Here is a 17,338-nt window from a genome sequence, read left to right as displayed (position 1 = left end):
TGACGCAATCGTAGCTGCTGAGCCGGAGCCTTTGGAATACGTTCGCGTTTGCGACGCATTCGGCACAGGCTACTTCTACATCCCGGGCACGGAAACCTGCCTGAAGATCAGCGGTTATGTCCGTACACAGTTGGAATACAAGGAAAACGGCTTCAGCGATGACAGCACGGACCTGAATGCATTCACCCGCGGTCAGCTGGTATTCGAAGCCAAGAACGACACTGAATATGGTGCGCTTTCTTCGGCTATCGTTATCAATGCCGAGCAGGATGATGGCGTTTACCTCGACGCAGCCTGGATCAGCATTGCTGGCTTCGACGTTGGTAACTACTACACATGGTGGGACGCCGATCTGAACGGCGAAGCTGACGTTCTGTCCTCGAACGACACATCGCTCAACGGTATTCGTTACACCTACGATGGTGGCACGTTCCAGGTTGGTGTTGCTGTTGAAGAACTCGAAGGCGCAACTGCCCTCTTTGGTACAGGCGACAACGGCAACGACGATATCGGCGCTGGCGGTCTCATCGGCTTCAGCCTCGGTGGTGTTAAGGCTACGGTCATCGGCAGCTACGACTTCAACGCTGAAGAAGCTGCATTCCGTGCGATCGTCACTGCTGACATCGGCCCGGGCACGCTCGGCATCGCTGGTATCTACGCAACAGACGCCAACTACTACTGGGACGTTTCCGAGTGGTCGGCTTATGCTGAATACAAGATCCAGGCTACTGACAAGCTCTTCATCACCCCGTCGGCTCAGTACTTCGGCGATGTTGACTTCGTAAACGTTGATGCATGGCGCGTTGGCCTGACGGCTGGCTACCAGATCACTGAAGGCCTCCGTTCGCTCGCAACTGTTAGCTACACAGACGCTGACGAAGCTGGCAATGGCCTGACCGGTGCTTCGGACAGCCAGTGGAGAGGTTTCGTTCGTCTGCAGCGCGACTTCTAATCTCTGATTTTATATCAGTGATGGAAAGCCCGGTCGAAAGACCGGGCTTTTTTGTGTTTTGCCAGTATGTCTAGCGGGTAAAACCGCCAGTGGGTCGGCGACCTTATGAAATCCCGTCGATGAATGCGGTCATGTCCGTCAGCAGATCCGGCCGGTGTAGCAGCGGTGCATGTCCTTGGCCGGCAGCGGTCACCACTTTCACGCCCGGATGCCGTTTTCCCATCTCTAGGACGGTGGCTTCTGACAGGATGTTGGAATTTTCACCCCGGATCACCATCAGCGGCATCGTCTGAAAGCCCTGGTAAAGCGCCCAGAGATCCGGCACTTGAGTGTCTGCGTCGATGCTCTTCAACGGCTCGATCAGGGCCGGATCGAAATCGGCGGTGATGACACCGTCTTTTTCCCGGAAAATCGCCTGCGCCATATCTGCCCAGTCGTCATCATCAAGGGCAGGGAAGGCCGCACTATGCGTCTTTTTCAGACTTTCGATCGCCTGTTCAAAGGATTGCAGCGGCTGCTGCGCCTGCAGATAGTGCCGGATCTGCAGCAATCCGGCGATTTCGATGACCGGTCCGATGTCGTTGAGCGCGGCGCCTGCAAGCAGGGCGGGCCGCATGGCGGCGAGAAAATGCAGGATCAGGCCGCCGCGGGACGTGCCGATGAAGATTGCCTTTGCAATACCAAGATTTTCGCAGGCGCTGAGGACATCTTGCGCCTCCACGGGAAGCTGGTACCGGCTTTTGTCCGTGTCCCAGTCCGACGATCCGCGCCCGCGATAATCCAGCGCGATGACGCGGCGTGGGCGCTGCGGCTGGGTTGAAAGCTGCATTGCCAGACGATGAAAATCACGGCTGTTACGGCTGAGGCCCGGCAGGCAAACGATGGGCAACGATGCCGCCGTTTGCGGATCGGCATGGCCATAATCGCGCGCATAAAGCTGCAATCCGTCGCTGGATGAAAACCGGTGTTCCTGAAAGCTGATCCCGTTCGTCACGATGTCTCCCTTCGCACATGTTGGGAGAAGCATAGCGGCTAACGCCGGACCTGAAAGAGGGACGGCGGGAGTTTGTGCTTTATGCTGTTCAGTGCTGTCCCAGCTTGAGGTGCTCTAACAGGATGCTGACAAAGCATATTCCCGGAATTTTGCAGTCCATTTGGGAAATTGCGCGAGCTGCAAAATCCCCTCATCGCCCTTGTGGTGGGGATCCAGTCAGCTCAAGTCTTTGAGCTGAAAGAGTTTTTTGACCCGACGGACGTCGGGTCGATGGATCCCCGCCACAAGGGCGAGGATGACGGAGAGTGGGGTATCGCTCTCGTCAAACAAGCGTCAACAGGGTTTGTCGGCAGCCTGCTAACGCCCCACGCGCAGATCCTGGACGATATCGGCGGTCTGTCCAAGCCTTGATTTATAGACCTGATAATTCTCCATCACCCGCTGCACATAGTTGCGGGTCTCGGCAAAGGGAATGCGCTCGATCCAATCAACGACATCGTCGATAGATTTGCCGCGCGGGTCGCCATAGCGGTTGATCCAGTCCGGAACGCGTCGGGGACCGGCATTATAGGCGATGAAGGTCAGAACGTAGGAGCCGCCGAAATCGTCGATCTGTTCGCCGAGATAATGCGCGCCGAGCGTGGCATTATAGGCGGTGTCGGTCGTCAGGCGTTCCTGGGAATAGGCAAGGCCGTGCCGCCCGGCGACACCCTTGGCCGTTCCCGGCAGGATCTGCAGCAGTCCGCGCGCATTGGCCGGCGAGATCGCGGCCGGATTGAACGCGCTTTCCTGGCGGGCGATGGCATAGGCGAGTGCCTTGCCCGCACCGCTGATATTGGCATTGGCCGGAATGACGCCGATCGGGAAGGCAAGGGCCGCAACGTCGATGCCGCGGCCAAAGGCAATCTTGCCGATCTGCAGCGACAGTTGATGGCCGCCGGCTTTTTCCGCGCGCGCCGAAAGAATGGCGAGTTCTCCCGGGCTCGTCAGCTCGTCGGCCAGCGCCCGGTAGAGATTGTCAGCCCGCCAGCCATGCCCCGCCGCCTCCAGCCGTGCAATCGCCTGCACCGCCTCGCGGCCCTCGAACCGGGCGCGATCGTCGCCTGACGGCGATGGATAGGTGACATTCAGCCCCTTGCGCCCGAGCTTCGCTGCGGCAAGCTGTCCGTAAAAGGTGCCGGGAAGGGTGGCTGCCTTGGCAAAATAGTCCTTTGCATCGCCGGGAGCGCCGGCTTCGGCGGCACGTCCCAGCCAATACCAGGCGCGCGAAACCGAAATCGGCCGGTTGGAGGCCTGCAGGATGCGTTGAAAGTGCTGCGCGGCGGTTGGCGCGTCCTTCAGACCCCGCAGGGCATACCAGCCGGCATGGAATTCGGCATCGACAATATCGGCCGGATTGACGGCCGAATGGTTTGCAGCGATCGCATAGGCAGCCTTGAATTTGCCCTGGTCGAGCAGACCCCGGCTGATGATCCGCTGTTCCACCCACCATTCGCCCGGATTGACCAGCGCATCCTTGTCTTTCGAAAGCCCGGCGAGAAGCTTGGCCGCTTCCTCATATTTCTGCTGCTTGCGCAGATATTCGACCCGGATGAACAGATAGGCCGGCTCATTGGCCCATGAACGGTCGACAGCCGCAATCAAAGCCTCCGCATTTGCAGCCTTCTTGGCAACGGCGATCCAGGCGCGGTACAAAGATTGCGCCTTGCCGAGATCGCTGAAACGGCTGGCCTGGTCGAGGCGGCCGCGATAGAGCAGCATTTCCATGCGCTGCTTGTGGTCGCCTGCCGTCAGAAGGCTTGGAAATTCCGCCAGGATCTTGGTCTCGGTTTCCGTGTCGAGCGCATCTTTCAGCCAGAGGCCGCGTAACAATTTTGCTGCCGCGCTGCGCTCGCCCGTCTCCTGCAGAGCCCGCGCCAGAATGATCGTGCCATCCGGCGTTTCCGGCCGCGTCGTGCCGAACGCGGAGAGAATATCGGCGGGCGCCGGATTTTCGCGGTACATGGCGCGTTCGGAATTGGCACGCAATGCGCTCAGCCCCGGCCAGCCCTTCAATTCCTGCTGCGCGGCGGCGATCTCATAGGACGGAACGCCCTTTTGACCGGACGTGGCAATCGCCCAGGTCAGGATATGACGGTCGAGCGTGCCCTTGGCCATCGCGTCGCGCGCAAGAATGGCTTTTGCCGCATCCCGGTTGGAGAGCGCGTCAAGGCCGGTTTTCAGGTTCGAATTGACCGGGATCGCGGCGGTGGCAGAGATGATGGAGCCGGTAACCTCGGAACTTGCAACACCGGAGGAGGGTGCCCGTCCGGTCTTCACCAGCGTTTGCCCTACCAGTGCCTGCGGCTTCGACCGGGGCAAGGGCACCTGAAGGCCCTGCGCTGAAGCGGAAATGGCGGAGAACAGCACGGCCGACGCGCTGAGCGTCGCAATCATGCGGCGTAACATTTGCCCACGCATCCAGAACCCCACGCTTGCCCCTGACAGTCTCTCATTTGGCGATGCAATTGCTAACGAAAGGTTACCGGTTTTCATTCAATCCCATAAATATCGCCGCGTCTATTCTGGCCGATGGACCTACCCTGAAAAGTGCGAAACTGCCGCTCAAACCGGCGCAATAGACGGGAACCGGCAACGAATGGCGCGATAGAGAGCTTGCCGCAGGCATTGCACATGATTAAGGTGCGCCAGTTTTCTAACCATGAAATGCGGCTAAAGCGTGGGTTGGTTTCAAGCTCCCGGGCCGTCAGGAGTCGTGCATGTTCAAGGGATCCATTCCCGCACTCGTCACCCCGTTCACCGCCTCCGGCGCTGTGGATACGGATAGCTTTGCCGCGCATGTCGAATGGCAGATCAGCGAAGGCAGTCACGGTCTGGTGCCGGTCGGCACGACCGGTGAATCGCCGACTTTGTCCCATGCCGAGCATAAACGTGTGGTGGAACTGTGCATCGAGACGGCGGCCAAGCGCGTGCCGGTGATCGCCGGCGCCGGCTCCAACAACACGACAGAGGCTGTCGAATTGGCGCAGCATGCCGAAAAAGCCGGCGCAGACGCCGTTCTGGTGGTGACGCCCTATTATAACAAGCCGACCCAGAAGGGGCTGTTCGCCCATTTTGCCGCTGTCGCCGAAAGCATCAAGCTGCCTGTTGTCATCTATAACATCCCCGGCCGGTCGGTTGTGGATATGAGCGTCGAGACGATGGCCGCCCTGCACAAGGCGTATCCGTCGATTATCGGCGTCAAGGATGCGACCGGCAAGATCGAGCGCGTCTCCGAGCAGCGCCTGTCCTGCGGCGCCGGCTTCGTGCAACTGTCCGGCGAGGACGCGACCGCGCTCGGTTTCAACGCCCATGGTGGCGTCGGATGCATCTCGGTCACCGCCAATGTGGCGCCGCGCCTGTGCGCGCAGTTCCAGGAAGCAACGCTTGCCGGTGATTACGCAACTGCGCTCGACTACCAGGACAAGCTGATGCCGCTGCACAAGGCGATCTTCATGGAGCCCGGCCTATGCGGCGCTAAATACGCGCTCAACCGCCTGCGCCAGATGAGCCGGACCGTCCGTTCGCCGCTTCTGTCCACCTTAGAGCCGGCAACCGAGGCTGCCATCGATGCGGCCCTTGTCCATGCGGGGCTGATCAACTGATGGCACCGAAGGGCAGCCAGCGTGTGGTCAAGAAAATTGTCGCGGAGAACCGGAAGGCCCGCTTCAATTACGAGATCATGGATACCTACGAGGCCGGTCTGGTTTTGACCGGAACCGAGGTCAAGTCGCTGCGCGAAGGCAAAGCCAATATCGCCGAATCCTATGCCACCGACGAGGGTGGCGAGATGTGGCTGATCAATTCCTATCTGCCGGAATATCTGCAGGCCAACCGTTTCAACCACGAGCCGCGCCGCCGCCGCAAGCTTCTCCTGTCCAAACGGGAAGCCCACCGGCTGCAAAGCGCGATCAACCGCGACGGCATGACGCTCATCCCGCTCAAGATCTATTTCAACGATCAGGGCAGGGCGAAACTGGAACTGGCATTGGGCAAGGGCAAGAAGCTGCACGACAAGCGCGAGACCGAAAAGGAACGCGACTGGAACCGACAGAAGAGCCGGTTGCTGAAGGATCGCTAAGCGGCAAGCGGCATTCGCATATTAAAAAAAAGGACCGGCTGGATGATCAGCCGGTCCTTTTTCATGTCAATCGTGGAATTCGTCGTGGACCGGCTCGGTCACCCGCACGGGGCGTTCCGAAGGGTCGCGGCCGACTTCGGCTTTCAGGCTCACAAGCTCGATGAAATGGTCGGCTTGGCGGCGCAGGTCGTCGGCGATCATGGGGGGTTGCGTCGACATGGTGGAGACCACGGAAACCTTGCGGCCCTTGCGCTGCAGCGCTTCCACCAGGGTGGTGAAATCGCCGTCGCCGGAAAAGATCACCAGGTGATCCACGGTTTCGGACTGTTCCATCGCATCGATGGCCAATTCGATATCCATGTTGCCTTTGATCTTGCGGCGGCCGAGAGAATCAGTGAATTCCTTGGCCGGCTTTGTCACAACCTTGTAACCGTTATAGTCTAGCCAGTCGATCAATGGCCGGATTGATGAATATTCCTGGTCTTCGATCAGCGCCGTGTAATAATACGCCCGAAGCAGGTAACCCCGCTTCTGGAAGGCTTTGAGAAGCTTGCGATAATCAATGTCGAAACCAAGGCTTTTCGAAGCGGCGTACAAGTTGGCCCCATCGATAAAGAGCGCGATTTTTTCGCGTGGGTCGAACATCGTAATTCCTTTTTGTTGTCTCAATGTTTTTTGTTTTCAACCCAGGCGAGTATAAACGTCCTTGCGGCAGAACAGTCCGAATACATTAAGATTTCATCATATTCCAGCTTTCTAAAGCCAGCATTCGCTTTAGTCTAAGAAAATTGCGCTTGGAATAGCTATTTCTCGCAGTTTTTTGCCAGAAATAAGAGAGATCCGGCTTTGTTTAGATTTTTTTTCTGATGGGCGGGGCCGGGCGGCATCGGCGCGAATGTCAATTTCTCCATGGCCCATCAGGGTTTAGCGATATTCAATCATCATTTCGGCAGATGTCAAAGCCAATCGATGCGCCGTGGTTACCGGATTTTAATTTTATCGCAGCCGCGCGTTCCGCAAGGATTTCCGGATATCTTTTTCCCCATTGCAGGAAAAACTTGAATTTATGTGGGTTTGATTGTATCGGGCAGGTTAATTCCTGAAATCGGAGCTGTGCATACCGTCAAGCCGACGGCTGGGCGGGTTCCGGTGTTGTTAATCGGCGCAGCAACGGGTTGTCGAACGGCATCCGTGATTTGAGTTGCGCTCTTGAGATCCAAAGGACAGGCAATGGCCCGCGTCACCGTTGAAGATTGCATCGACAAAGTCGATAACCGTTTCGAGCTTGTGCTTCTGGCAAGCCACCGTGCCCGCCTGATCTCGCAGGGCGCTGCCATCACCATCGATCGCGACAACGACAAGAACCCCGTCGTGGCGCTGCGCGAAATCGCCGATGAGACGCTGTCGCCGGGCGATCTGAAGGAAGACCTGATCCACTCGCTGCAGAAGCATGTCGAAGTCGATGAGCCCGAGCCCGATCCGGCTTCGATGATCAGCGGCGACGCTGCTTCCGTTTTTGCCGATCAGTCGGGCGAAGACGATCAGCCGGAAGTCGTCACATTCGACCGCATGTCGGAAGAAGAGCTGCTGGCCGGCATCGAAGGCCTGGTTCCGCCGGAAAAAAGCGACGATTATTGAGCCAAATGCGGTGTCCGGCCTTGCGGCCGGACGCGCTGCTCTGATGCAATGCCGCGTTTTCGTTTGGAATTCGCGCGGCGCCGGTATTTGCAAAGCAGTGCGCCACTCCTATGATTGGCGCACTTTTTGTTTTCCGGACCTCTTTTTTTCCGGACCTCTCCTGGAGCCCCTCGCGGATGATGCGCCAATACGAGCTCGTTGAGCGCGTTCAAAAATACAAGCCCGATGTGAACGAGGCGCTTCTCAACAAGGCCTATGTTTACGCCATGCAGAAACATGGCCAGCAGAAGCGGGCGAGCGGCGATCCCTATATCTCCCATCCTCTCGAAGTCGCAGCCATTCTCACTGAGATGCATCTCGATGAATCGACCATCGCGGTCGCTCTTTTGCACGACACGATCGAGGACACGACGGCGACCCGCGCCGAAATCGACGATCTTTTTGGCGAGGATATCGGCGCGCTGGTCGAGGGGCTGACCAAGATCAAGAAGCTCGATCTCGTCACCAAGAAGGCCAAGCAGGCGGAAAACCTGCGCAAGCTGCTCCTGGCGATTTCCGATGATGTGCGCGTCCTGCTCGTCAAGCTCGCCGACCGGCTGCACAATATGCGCACGCTCGATCATATGTCGGCGGAAAAGCGCGCGCGGATTTCTGAAGAGACGATGGATATCTATGCGCCGCTGGCCGGCCGCATGGGTATGCAGGACATGCGCGAGGAACTGGAAAACCTCTCCTTCCGCCATATCAATCCCGAAGCCTTCGAGACGGTCACCCGCCGCCTTGAAGAGCTGTCGACCCGCAATGAAGGGCTGATCAAGAAGATCGAGGACGAGCTTGGCGAACTGCTGCAGGCGAGGGGCCTGACGGGCACTCTGGTCAAGGGGCGCCAGAAGAAGCCCTATTCCGTCTTCAAGAAGATGCAGTCGAAGTCGCTCTCCTTCGAACAGCTGTCCGATGTCTGGGGCTTCCGCATCATCGTTGCCGATATTCCTGATTGCTACCGGGCGCTCGGCATCGTCCACACCCGCTGGCGCGTCGTTCCCGGCCGGTTCAAGGATTATATCTCGACGCCGAAGCAGAACGACTACCAGTCCATCCACACCACCATCGTCGGTCCGTCCCGCCAGCGCATCGAGCTGCAGATCCGCACGCGGCTGATGCACGAGATCGCCGAATACGGCATTGCCGCGCACACGCTCTACAAGGATAGCGTCGAGCCGGTCGGCGAGGTGAAGCTGTCGCCGAAGTCGAACGCCTATTCCTGGCTGCGCCGGACGATAGAATCGCTGGCCGAAGGGGATAATCCCGAAGAATTTCTCGAGCACACCAAGCTCGAACTGTTTCAGGACCAGGTCTTCTGCTTCACGCCGAAGGGTCAGCTGATCGCTTTGCCGCGTGGCGCGACGCCGATCGATTTTGCCTATGCGGTGCATACCAATATCGGCGATACCTGCGTCGGCGCCAAGATCAATGGCCGCATTATGCCGCTGGTCACCCGTCTCAACAATGGCGACGAGGTCGAGATCGTGCGTTCCGGCATCCAGGTGCCGCCGCCGGCCTGGGAAGAGATCGTCGTGACCGGCAAGGCCCGTGCCGCCATCCGGCGTGCAACCCGTGCCGCCGTGCGCAAGCAATATTCCGGCCTCGGTTACCGTATTCTCGAGCGCACGTTCGAGCGCGCCGGCAAATCGTTCACCCGCGAGGGCATGAAGCCGGTCCTGCACCGGCTCGGCCACAAGGAGATCGAGGATGCCATCGCTGCCGTTGGCCGTGGTGAATTGTCTTCGCTCGATGTGCTGCGCGCGGTCTATCCCGATCACCAGGACGAGCGTGTCACCATCAAGCCCAGCGACGATGGCTGGTTCAACATGCGCAGCGCCGCCGGCATGGTCTTCAAACTGCCCGGCCGTCCCAAGGACATGTTCGATGTCCTGGATGGAGAGGGGCCGGAAGCCCTGCCGATCCGCGGCCTGTCCGGCAATGCCGAGGTGCATTTCAGCGCGTCCGGCGCAGTGCCCGGCGACCGCATCGTCGGGATCATGGAGAAGGACAAGGGGATCACCATCTACCCGATCCAGTCGCCGAGCCTGCAGAAGTTCGACGAGGAATCCGAGCGCTGGATCGATGTGCGCTGGGATCTGGATGAGGCCAACAACACCCGCTTCATGGCGCGCATCCAGATCAACGCGCTCAACGAACCCGGCACACTGGCCGAAATCGCCCAGGCCGTCGCCACCAGCGATATCAATATCCGTACCCTGTCGATGGGGCAGGTGGCGGCCGATTTCAGCGAGTTCCAGCTGGATATCGAAGTCTGGGACTTGCGCCAGCTCAACCACCTGATCACCCAGATCCGCGACCTGCCAAGCGTCTCCACGGTCAAGCGGGTGTTCGAGTAAGGGCTCGAGTGCGCTTGCCTATCGTTTGACGGCGGCCCAGTCCGGCGGCGCCTCTGTTTCGCCGGAATTGACAGCTCTTGCGCATAGCTTGGCGGCAATTGCCGTTTGATTGTGCATTCTTTGAGGCGAAAATAGGCTGGCCATGCGCCGAGTGCATGGCTGCCGCCTTTTAGTAGCTCTGGTGCATAAACGCCGCGTCCACTATCTTCAGCGTCGGGAGGTAAACGAAAGAAGGTTTACCATGTTTAAGCAACTGAAGAAGATCACCAACGCCCTGCGCGTCCCGTCTGTCGAAGACCGCGAACTGAACTATCTGAATGGTTCGCTCGACCGGATCGACCTGGAATACCGTCAGCGTCAGATCGACCGCGGCCTGTTCCGCAACTCGTTCTAATCTCTGCCATCACTGCCCTGTCCGGCTGCCTGCTTCGGCAGGCTGCCGGGACCTATGCAAAGAGCGTATAGCAGCTCGTCTTTTTGCGCCTGATGCGCAGCTTCTGGACTACCCGCCAATATCAGCGCAAGCGCGGCGTTTTTGCACCTGTAGCGCTTGAAATGCCGATTTTCGCGCAGCCGCCATTGAACAGCCATATCCGCATCGTCTATCAGAGCCTATGTTGTTCAGACGTAAAAAACCGCCGACCTGGTCGGGAAAGCTCCGTGAATTCCTGTGGCCGCGAAAGGGTTTTTCGCGCGGGCTGCGGTATCTGTCGATGCGCGTGCTGCGCCTGTCGTCCTCGCCCCATTCGATCGCGGTCGGCGTTGCCGCCGGTGCTGCCTCCTCCGCCACGCCATTTGTCGGCTTTCACATTCTCATCGCGCTCGCCTTTGCCTATCTCCTGTCCGGCAACATGATCGCAGCCGGCATTTCAACGGCTCTAGCCAATCCGTTGACCATCCCGTTCATCCTGGCGGCCACCTATGAGGTTGGCCTGATCGTGCTGGGGACGGAGGGCAATGGTGCGATGGCCGGTCAGGATATCCTGCATATGCTGCGCCATCTCGAATTCTCGCATCTTTGGGAGCCGGTCTTGAAGCCGATGCTGATCGGCTCATTGCCGCTTGCGGCGGTCAGCGCGGCCGTCTTCTACGTGGCAGCCTTTTATGCCGCCAGGCTGTTCCAGTCCCGCCGCCAGATGCGCCGTCAAAACAAGCTGCGCGCCCGCAGCGTCGCCTTCGCTGAGGACGTCTGAGCGCTGACGGCTGTTGAACCGCAATATTTGGCAAAGGGCGTACGGGTGCGCCTGTGGCCCCCTCTTTTAAGGTATTTTCATTTCGATGATTATCGGCATCGGCAGTGACCTGATCGACATCCGGCGTATCGCCAGTTCGCTTGAACGCTTCGGTGAACGTTTCAGCCATCGCTGCTTCACGGATGTCGAGATCCGCAAGTCGGAAGGCCGCAAGAACCGCGCCGAATCCTATGCCAAACGCTTTGCCGCCAAGGAGGCCTGTTCTAAGGCCTTGGGAACCGGTCTTTCGCAGGGCGTGTTCTGGAAGGATATGGGCGTCGTCAACCTGCCGGGCGGCAAGCCGACCATGCAATTGACCGGCGGGGCTGCCGCGCGGCTGGCCGAAATCCTGCCGGATGGCCATCGCGGTGTCATCCACTTGACCATCACCGACGATTTTCCCCTGGCGCAGGCCTTCGTCATAATTGAAGCTCTGCCCGTTGCTCAAGATTGAGGAAGCGTTTAGAGCATGTCTCGATGACGTGGACCGTATAATCGGGCTGAGGTTCATTTGAAAGGACGGCGCCGCGCACGATAGGCGTGAAGGCAGCCTCCGATCGGATGACCTGGCAGGATACGGAACATCAAGCAATTCTCCGCCCGGCTTTCAAGCGCGGGCGGGACCAGATCAAGGAACAAGTCGCGTGGCAGAACATATCGACAAGAAGCAGGCCGGCGGCCTTTGGGAAAACGTCAAGGTCATCATCCAGGCGCTTCTCTTGGCCGTGGTGATCCGCACGGTATTTTTCCAGCCGTTCACCATCCCGTCGGGCTCGATGATGCCGACGCTGCTCGTCGGCGACTATATCTTCGTCAACAAGTTCGCCTATGGCTATTCGAAATACTCGCTGCCGTTCTCTCCCGACCTGTTCGAAGGCCGGATCTTTGCCAGCGAACCCAAGCGCGGCGATGTCGTGGTGTTCCGTTTCCCGCCGAACCCGGACATCGACTATATCAAGCGCCTGATCGGCCTGCCGGGCGATAAGGTCCAGGTGCGCGACAGCATTCTCTATGTCAACGACAAGGCCGTTGAGCGCGTGCCAGACGGCATGTTCCGCGCCGACGATCAGTATGACACCGGCGCCGATGTGCCCGTGTATCGCGAGACGCTCGACAATGGCGTCAACTTCGACACGCTCGACCAGTTTCCCGATTCGCGCGGCGACAATACCCGCGAGTTCATCGTTCCCGCAGGCCATTATTTCATGATGGGCGACAACCGCGACAATTCGGCCGACAGCCGTTTTGACGTCGGCTTCGTGCCGGCGCAAAACCTGATCGGCCGCGCCTCGATGATCTTCTTCTCGCTCGGCAACGACACGTCCTTCCGCGAAATCTGGAAATGGCCGGCCAACCTGCGCTACGACCGCCTGTTCAAGGGCGTCGAATGAGCAAGGGCCGTTCGCTGAACACCGAGGACCGGCAGCGGCTGGAAGTCACGATCGGCTACAGCTTTGTCCAGAAGGAACGGCTCGACCGGGCGCTCACCCATTCCAGCGCCCGCAACGCCAAGGGGTCCAACTACGAGCGGCTGGAATTTCTGGGCGACCGCGTGCTGGGGCTCTGCGTTGCCGAACTTCTGTTCGACACGTTCAAGGATGCCGACGAGGGCGAGCTTTCGGTTCGCCTCAACCAGCTCGTCAGCGCCGATAGCTGCGCGCTTGTGGCCGATTCCTTGTCCCTGCATCTGTTCATCCGTACCGGCGCCGACGTGAAGAAACTCACGGGAAAATCGATGCTCAATGTGCGCGCCGATGTGGTAGAGTCGCTGATCGCGGCGATCTATCTCGACGGCGGGCTGGAGGCGGCCCGTGGCTTCATCCAGAGGCACTGGTCGTCGCGGGCAAGCCGGGTTGATGGCGCGCGGCGCGATGCCAAGACCGAATTGCAGGAATGGGCCCATGCCAAGTTCGGCGTGACGCCAAGCTACCGCATCGACGACCGCTCCGGCCCGGATCACGATCCGCGCTTCACTGTGACGGTCGATATACCCGGCATCGGCCCCGAAACGGGCATCGACCGGTCCAAGCGCGCTGCCGAACAGGTGGCCGCCACGAAAATTCTGGAGCGCGAAGGCGTCTGGAAGAAAGCGACGACGGCCTGATCTGTCCGGAGGCACGGTTCCTCCCGAAAGATCAGGCAATCCTTTGACGGACAATGCGATTTTGCGCGCCGCAGCGGCGCCCGGTCGCCCAATCGGAAATGACGGACACGATGAGCGAAACAGAACCAACAGCAGTAGACACCGGAGAGGGCCCGACCCGGTCCGGTTTCGTCGCCCTGATCGGCGCCACCAATGCCGGCAAATCGACGCTGGTCAACAAGCTGGTCGGCGCCAAGGTGTCGATCGTCAGCCACAAGGTACAGACGACCCGCGCCATCGTGCGCGGCATTGCCATTCACAAGCGCGCCCAGATCGTTTTCATGGACACGCCCGGCATTTTCAAGCCGCGCCGCCGTCTGGACCGCGCCATGGTGACGACCGCCTGGGGCGGCGCCAAGGACGCCGACGCGATCATGATGCTGATCGACAGCGAACGCGGCCTGAAAGGCGATGCGGAAACCATCCTTGAAGGGTTGAAGCATGTTGAACAGCCGAAGATGCTGGTTCTCAACAAGATCGACCAGGTCGAGCGCGAAGACCTGCTGAAGCTTGCGACCGCCGCCAACGAATTCGTCGATTTCGAGCGCACGTTCATGATCTCGGCGCTGACCGGTTCCGGCTGCGACGACGTGCTCGACTATCTCGCCATGAAGCTGCCGGAAGGCCCCTGGTACTATCCGGAAGACCAGATTTCCGATCTGCCGATGCGCCAGCTCGCCGCCGAAATCACCCGTGAAAAGCTGTTCCTGCGCCTGCATCAGGAACTGCCCTATTCGTCGCATGTCGAAACGGAGAAATGGGAAGAGCGCAAGGACGGCTCGGTGCGCATCGAGCAGGTCATCTATGTCGAGCGCGACAGCCAGAAAAAGATTGCGCTCGGCAAGAACGGCGACGCCATCAAGGCGATCTCCATGGCGTCGCGCAAGGAACTCTCCGAAATCCTCGAACAGCCGGTCCACCTGTTCCTGTTCGTCAAGGTCCGCGAAAACTGGGGCGACGACCCCGAACGTTTCCGCGAAATGGGCCTGGAATTCCCGAAGTAAGACGAAGGCGCCGGAAACGGCGCCTTTTTCACTTCGTCAGATGCTCTTCAGCGCGACACGCTGTTCTAGTTTGCCTGCCTCTTCCTTGCGTTCGTTGTAGCGGTCGGTGAGATAGCTTGAGGCATCGCGCGTCAACAGCGTGAACTTCATCAGTTCCTCCATCACATCGACAACGCGGTCATAATAGGGCGATGGCTTCATCCGGCCGTCGGCGTCGAATTCCTGGTAGGCCTTGGCGACGGAGGACTGGTTGGGGATGGTGATCATCCGCATCCAGCGGCCGAGAATGCGCATCTGGTTGAGCGCGTTGAAGCTCTGCGAACCGCCGCTGACCTGCATGATCGCCAGCGTGCGCCCTTGCGTCGGCCGCACCGATCCGACCGAGAGCGGGATCCAGTCGATCTGCGCCTTCAGGATGCCGCTCATGGCGCCGTGCCGCTCCGGGCTCACCCAGACCTGACCTTCCGACCACAAGGATAGCTCCCGCAATTCCTGCACTTTCGGATGACTGGCCGGGGCGGCGTCGGGCAGGGGCAAGCCTTCCGGATTGAAAAATTCCACCTGCGCGCCGAAATGCGTGAGCAGGCGGCCCGCCTCCTGCGCCAGAAGACGGCTGTAGGACACACTCCGCAAGGAGCCGTAGAGGATGAGAATGCGCGGCGGGTGGCTGGAAAATGCCGGCCGCAAAGCCGCGATATCCGGTTGGGCAAGATGGTCGGTGCTGGCTGCGGGAATATCAGACAATGCGCTTGCCCCCAGCATCGAGCACCTGTTCGCCGTCTTCCTTGGCAAAAGCGCCTTGATGCGTATCGGGCAAGATGCCGAGCACGACCTCGGACGGCCGGCATAGCCGTGTGCCCATCGGCGTAATCACGAAAGGCCGGTTGATGAGGATAGGATGCGCCAGCATGGCATCGAGCAGCTGGTCGTCGCTGAGTGCAGGATCGGCAAGCCCGAGCGCGTCGAACGGCGTGCCCTTTTCGCGGATTGCGGCGCGCACGCTAAGGCCAGCCGCCGCGATCATCGCCTTGAGTTCGTCCCGTCCCGGCGGATTGTGCAGATACTCGATCACATCTGGCTCGATCCCGGCATGGCGGATCATCGCCAGCGTGTTGCGCGACGTGCCGCAATCCGGATTGTGGTAAATGGTGACGGTCATGGCTGGCTCTCGTTGCGGGCGTTCGTATGTGTGTTCAGGCATGGCCCTGTTCCTTTGGCGCGCAGCAGGGCACGAGGTCGTCGATCAGCGGTGCGCAGAGATCGGGATGGCTCGAGCAGCAATCCTTGACGAGAAACGTCACCACGGTGCGCAGGCTGTCGAGGCTGGCGCGGTAGACGATCGACCGGCTCTGCCGCTCCGCCGTGATCAGCCCGGCACGCTGCAGGATCGCCAGATGGGTGGACATGGTGTTGTGGGGAACGTTCAGCTGCCGGGCGATTTCGCCGGCGGGCAGTCCGTCCGGTTCGTGGGTCACGAGCAGCCGGAAGGAATCCAGGCGCGTGGTCTGGGCAAGGGCTGCGAAAGCCGCGATAGTGTCAATATTGTCCATATGTCGAGATTTATCGACATGATACTCACTCGTCAAGCATTTTGCCAGGCCGAACGGCGGTGCCGATCATCGAACAGTCTGTTGCGGGTCTGCACCCTTGCCGTTTTTGCAGGCCCATGAGATTTCAGAGGGAGTGACGGCCCGGCAGTTCCGGGCTTTTGCCGGGACAAGGACGGGACGAGACAATGCCGCAGCTGGTCGATGGAAAATGGGAAACCGGGGATGTCGCCGCCAGCGAGATGAAGAACGGCGCCTTTCACCGCGAGCCGACCAGCTTTCGCAGCTGGATCACGGCCGATGGATCGCCGGGGCCGGAGGGGCAGGCGGCTTTTCCAGCTGAAGCCGGGCGCTATCAGCTCTTCGTCGCCTTCATCTGCCCCTGGGCGTCGCGCACGCTGATGATGCGCGCCCTGAAAGGACTGCAGGATATTGTTGCAGTGTCGATCTCCGAGCCGGAACTTGGCGAAAACGGCTGGACCTATCAGGAGCCGCAGGATGCCGGTCCGCGCGCCGGCAAGATCCGCTATCAGCATGAACTCTACACCGCATCGGACCCGCACTATACCGGCAAGGTGTCCGTGCCGGTGCTGTGGGATCGCAAGCAAGGCCGAATCGTCAACAACGAGTCCGCCGATATCATCCGCATCCTCAACACGGCCTTCAACCATCTGACGGGCGATAGCCAGGATTTCTATCCGCAAAGCCTGCGGCCGGTCATCGACCGCTGGAACGCGCCGATTTACGACCGGGTCAACAACGGTGTCTACCGGGCAGGCTTTGCCAGGACGCAAGGCGCCTATGAGGAAGCGGTCACCAGCCTTTTCGGCATGCTGGATACGCTGGAAGAGCATCTTTCGAGCAACCGCTATATTGCGGGCACCCATTTCACCGAAGCCGATATCCGCCTCTTCGTTACGCTGATCCGCTTCGATGCCGCCTATCACGGCGCTTTCAAATGCAATCTGCGGCGTCTGGAGGACTATCCCAGCCTGTCGAATTACCTGCGGGAAATCTATCAATGGCCCGGCATCCGCGAGACGGCGCGGATCGATCATATCAAGCGCGGCTATTACTCCATCGCCCATATCAACCCAACCTTGATCGTGCCGCTCGGCCCAGAGCTCGACCTCGATCGTCCGCATGATCGCGAAAGGCTTGCAGGCGAGGGTGTAATGGCGGTTTGACCGCGAAGGATTTGCTAAGCAAATAAATCCTTGAGGGACCAGTGCACCTATTGCGCAATGCTAAAATGGAATTATCCTAGCGGATGTTCTGATGGATAGAGCTCCCCGGCCGGGGTGCCCAG

18 protein-coding genes are annotated in these 17,338 nt (G+C 59.6%); 12 read left to right on the top strand and 6 right to left on the bottom strand.

What is annotated here, in order from left to right; translation table 11 throughout:
• Positions 1-952, top strand: a 952-nt coding sequence (locus ASD32_RS28660) for a porin (protein ID WP_082546977.1), incomplete at its 5' end; no start/stop codon positions are given.
• 103 nt (positions 953-1,055) lie between these two features.
• Here ASD32_RS28660 and ASD32_RS28655 read toward each other — a convergent pair.
• Together ASD32_RS28655 and ASD32_RS28650 are read right to left on the bottom strand one after the other, a co-directional pair.
• Positions 1,056-1,979, bottom strand: a complete 924-nt coding sequence (locus tag ASD32_RS28655; RefSeq protein WP_060641407.1) for an alpha/beta hydrolase — start codon at positions 1,977-1,979, stop codon at positions 1,056-1,058.
• 324 nt (positions 1,980-2,303) lie between these two features.
• The gene (locus ASD32_RS28650; protein WP_060641406.1) at positions 2,304-4,406 is read right to left on the bottom strand and encodes a lytic transglycosylase domain-containing protein; all 2,103 of its coding nucleotides are present in this window, start codon (positions 4,404-4,406) and stop codon (positions 2,304-2,306) included.
• 299 nt (positions 4,407-4,705) lie between these two features.
• Here ASD32_RS28650 and dapA point away from each other — a divergent pair, with 299 nt between their 5' ends.
• Both dapA and smpB read left to right on the top strand, forming a co-directional pair.
• Entirely contained in the window at positions 4,706-5,590 is an 885-nt protein-coding gene (gene dapA, locus ASD32_RS28645) for a 4-hydroxy-tetrahydrodipicolinate synthase (RefSeq protein ID WP_060641405.1), read from the top strand.
• On the top strand, positions 5,590-6,066 hold the full coding sequence (gene smpB, locus ASD32_RS28640) for an SsrA-binding protein SmpB (protein ID WP_060641404.1): 477 nt from the start codon (positions 5,590-5,592) through the stop codon (positions 6,064-6,066). Before dapA ends, smpB begins: the two co-directional genes overlap by 1 nt.
• A gap of 66 nt (positions 6,067-6,132) precedes the next feature.
• Here the strand turns inward: smpB and ASD32_RS28635 are convergent, their stop codons facing one another.
• Positions 6,133-6,711 carry an NYN domain-containing protein gene (locus tag ASD32_RS28635; protein WP_060641403.1) on the bottom strand — a complete coding sequence of 193 codons (579 nt, stop codon included), beginning with the start codon at positions 6,709-6,711 and terminating at the stop codon, positions 6,133-6,135.
• Positions 6,712-7,296: 585 nt separating this feature from the next.
• Between ASD32_RS28635 and rpoZ the strand changes: the two genes are divergently transcribed.
• From rpoZ to era, 8 genes are all read left to right on the top strand, one after another.
• Positions 7,297-7,704 (top strand): DNA-directed RNA polymerase subunit omega, encoded by a 408-nt coding sequence (gene rpoZ, locus ASD32_RS28630; protein ID WP_060641402.1) that lies wholly within the window; start codon positions 7,297-7,299, stop codon positions 7,702-7,704.
• 176 nt (positions 7,705-7,880) lie between these two features.
• Positions 7,881-10,103: a bifunctional (p)ppGpp synthetase/guanosine-3',5'-bis(diphosphate) 3'-pyrophosphohydrolase gene (locus tag ASD32_RS28625; RefSeq protein ID WP_060641460.1), complete on the top strand. Its 2,223-nt coding sequence runs from the start codon at positions 7,881-7,883 to the stop codon at positions 10,101-10,103.
• Between the two features lie 241 nt (positions 10,104-10,344).
• The gene (locus ASD32_RS29290) at positions 10,345-10,497 is read left to right on the top strand and encodes a DUF3563 domain-containing protein (protein ID WP_082546971.1); all 153 of its coding nucleotides are present in this window, start codon (positions 10,345-10,347) and stop codon (positions 10,495-10,497) included.
• A 220-nt stretch (positions 10,498-10,717) separates the two neighbouring features.
• Positions 10,718-11,296 carry a DUF2062 domain-containing protein gene (locus tag ASD32_RS28615; RefSeq protein ID WP_060641400.1) on the top strand — a complete coding sequence of 193 codons (579 nt, stop codon included), beginning with the start codon at positions 10,718-10,720 and terminating at the stop codon, positions 11,294-11,296.
• A gap of 85 nt (positions 11,297-11,381) precedes the next feature.
• Positions 11,382-11,789 carry a holo-ACP synthase gene (gene acpS, locus ASD32_RS28610; RefSeq protein WP_060641399.1) on the top strand — a complete coding sequence of 136 codons (408 nt, stop codon included), beginning with the start codon at positions 11,382-11,384 and terminating at the stop codon, positions 11,787-11,789.
• A 190-nt stretch (positions 11,790-11,979) separates the two neighbouring features.
• On the top strand, positions 11,980-12,726 hold the full coding sequence (gene lepB, locus ASD32_RS28605; RefSeq protein ID WP_060641398.1) for a signal peptidase I: 747 nt from the start codon (positions 11,980-11,982) through the stop codon (positions 12,724-12,726).
• Positions 12,723-13,439, top strand: a complete 717-nt coding sequence (gene rnc, locus ASD32_RS28600; protein WP_060641397.1) for a ribonuclease III — start codon at positions 12,723-12,725, stop codon at positions 13,437-13,439. Before lepB ends, rnc begins: the two co-directional genes overlap by 4 nt.
• Before the next feature lie 98 nt (positions 13,440-13,537).
• The gene (era, locus tag ASD32_RS28595) at positions 13,538-14,482 is read left to right on the top strand and encodes a GTPase Era (protein WP_060641459.1); all 945 of its coding nucleotides are present in this window, start codon (positions 13,538-13,540) and stop codon (positions 14,480-14,482) included.
• A gap of 36 nt (positions 14,483-14,518) precedes the next feature.
• Here the strand turns inward: era and arsH are convergent, their stop codons facing one another.
• The 3 genes from arsH to ASD32_RS28580 are packed head-to-tail and all read right to left on the bottom strand — an operon-like array spanning position 14,519 to position 16,032.
• A complete protein-coding gene (gene arsH, locus ASD32_RS28590) occupies positions 14,519-15,244 on the bottom strand; it encodes an arsenical resistance protein ArsH (RefSeq protein ID WP_060641396.1) in 726 nt (241 codons plus the stop codon).
• Positions 15,219-15,641, bottom strand: a complete 423-nt coding sequence (gene arsC / locus ASD32_RS28585) for an arsenate reductase (glutaredoxin) (RefSeq protein ID WP_060641395.1) — start codon at positions 15,639-15,641, stop codon at positions 15,219-15,221. The genes arsH and arsC overlap by 26 nt, the downstream gene beginning before the upstream one ends.
• A 34-nt stretch (positions 15,642-15,675) precedes the next feature.
• Positions 15,676-16,032: a helix-turn-helix transcriptional regulator gene (locus tag ASD32_RS28580; protein WP_060641394.1), complete on the bottom strand. Its 357-nt coding sequence runs from the start codon at positions 16,030-16,032 to the stop codon at positions 15,676-15,678.
• Between the two features lie 185 nt (positions 16,033-16,217).
• Between ASD32_RS28580 and ASD32_RS28575 the strand changes: the two genes are divergently transcribed.
• Positions 16,218-17,216 (top strand): glutathione S-transferase family protein, encoded by a 999-nt coding sequence (locus tag ASD32_RS28575; protein WP_060641393.1) that lies wholly within the window; start codon positions 16,218-16,220, stop codon positions 17,214-17,216.
• Positions 17,217-17,338: the final 122 nt, after the last annotated feature.

This window comes from Rhizobium sp. Root483D2 (genome assembly GCF_001426685.1).
Taxonomy (GTDB): Bacteria; Pseudomonadota; Alphaproteobacteria; order Rhizobiales; family Rhizobiaceae; genus Pararhizobium; species Pararhizobium qamdonense.
This window is presented reverse-complemented; position numbering and strand designations above follow the sequence as displayed.